Genomic DNA, 1,672 nt, shown 5'->3' with positions numbered 1-1,672 from the left:
CAAAACAAAAACCAAACAAAGAAACCAACAAAAAACACCAACCAAACAAACAAACACGACACACTATCGAGATCCCAAACAACACACCCAGAAGAGATTCACCGGCCGCAAGGCCAGGCCCTCTCTCAAGGCACCGGAGTAGCTTATCCAGACCCGCGTTCCTCCGTCAAGCCCGAGATCAGTGATCCCCGTCTCGCCAGAGTCTCATGCCGACGCTTTTCAGGCGCCAACCGAGCCTGGTAACTGCTCCTAACCGCTGCTCACACCTTCCGGCGTTCGCCGCGGCGGGGAGTACTTTACGCACATCCCGACGGATCACGTCAAACCGTGCGGCAGTGACGTCCAGCACCCTGGAGCGATACTGCCCGGCCTCCCCAACTCGCCAGTACACCGCGGACACGCAGATCGGCTCGCTCCAGGGGTAGTTTCAGCCCATGGCTCCCAGCCGCAAGCCCGACAGCAAGCGCTACACCGTGGACTACGACTGGTTGTGGCGGCGGGAAGATCCGACCGCAAGGGCGACACTCAGGCTGGTCGTCTCCCACCGCTCACCCCGCCTTGCCGCCCGCGCGGTGGAACGGCTACTTGCACGGCTTCCGGCCGGCTCCGGCGGTACTCGCGGCTCCGGCGGGTGGGTGGTACTCCCTGTACCCGACGATCCATGCGCTTTGGACATCGTCTCCGGTGGGCAGGACGTCGCCGATGGCATCCAGTCCGGAGCGGATGCGATCTACGACGCCTTGATCCCGCTCGAGAACCTCAGCCTGTCCTGGCATGAACTCACCCCGGACACCGTTCCCGGCCGTTCCACCAGCTAGGCACCAACGAGCACCTCGCCGGAAGCTCCCAACCGCACCCGATACGGCCCGACGGGCGATCAGGCGCGAATTTCACTAATGCGTGCCTTGCCGGACGTGGGGCGCCCCGACTAGCCTCGGCCGTCCCGGCAACGAGGTGTTCAAACTCGACCAGTGCACGCGCATTGACCAGCCGGGCACGTCCAGGAGTTCCAGTGGAAACCCGCACAGTCCTGGAGATCGTTGGATGGGCCGGATCGGGCCTCGTCATCGTCTCCCTGGTGGTAGCCAATCAGCGAACCTTCCGTAGGCTGAACCTAGCCGGCTCCCTCATCGCCACGGCTTACAACCTGGTCCTCGGCGTCTGGCCCGCGGTCGGTATGAATGCAACGATCGCCCTCATCGATTTGTACTGGCTGATCCGCCTGCGTCGCAGCGTCTCCCCCTTACCGGAGTCGGGCGAAGTACCGGGTCTCGTCAGGTTTGGGGGTGCGGGGTCGGTTCGCCGGGTCGAGGGTAGGCGCCTGCGCCTACGGAGGGGCCGGCGGTGAGGGGACCGCTAGCCGCGATTCTGCTGTGTGGCTGCGTGGCTGCGTGGCTGTGTGCTGCGGTGGCCTGCTACGCCACTCCGGGGATAACAACGCCGGTTAACGGCCTGCTGAAGGGCTGCAAGGCATACAGCAGGCAGGCAACTAGCGTTGCTGACGCCGAAGTGGCGTTGCAAAAGGCCCGGCGCACTACCAGCGGAGAGGGGCACGCTAACCGCCCGCACATCAGCCCCACAGGCTCGGGCCCGCCATACCGACAGCGACCACGACGGCGAGGCTCGTGGGGGTCGGCAGCAGGCCTCACCACCGAGCGCCCGCCCCGCCAAC

Annotated in this window: 1 protein-coding gene; it reads left to right on the top strand. The window is 64.8% G+C overall.

Annotation, left to right across the window (positions count from 1 at the left end):
* Positions 1-434: 434 nt before the first annotated feature.
* A complete protein-coding gene (locus GZ998_RS03900) occupies positions 435-818 on the top strand; it encodes a hypothetical protein (protein WP_161923560.1) in 384 nt (127 codons plus the stop codon).
* Positions 819-1,672: the final 854 nt, after the last annotated feature.

This window comes from Actinomyces sp. 594, from assembly GCF_019325145.1.
GTDB lineage: Bacteria > Actinomycetota > Actinomycetes > Actinomycetales > Actinomycetaceae > Actinomyces.
This window is presented reverse-complemented; position numbering and strand designations above follow the sequence as displayed.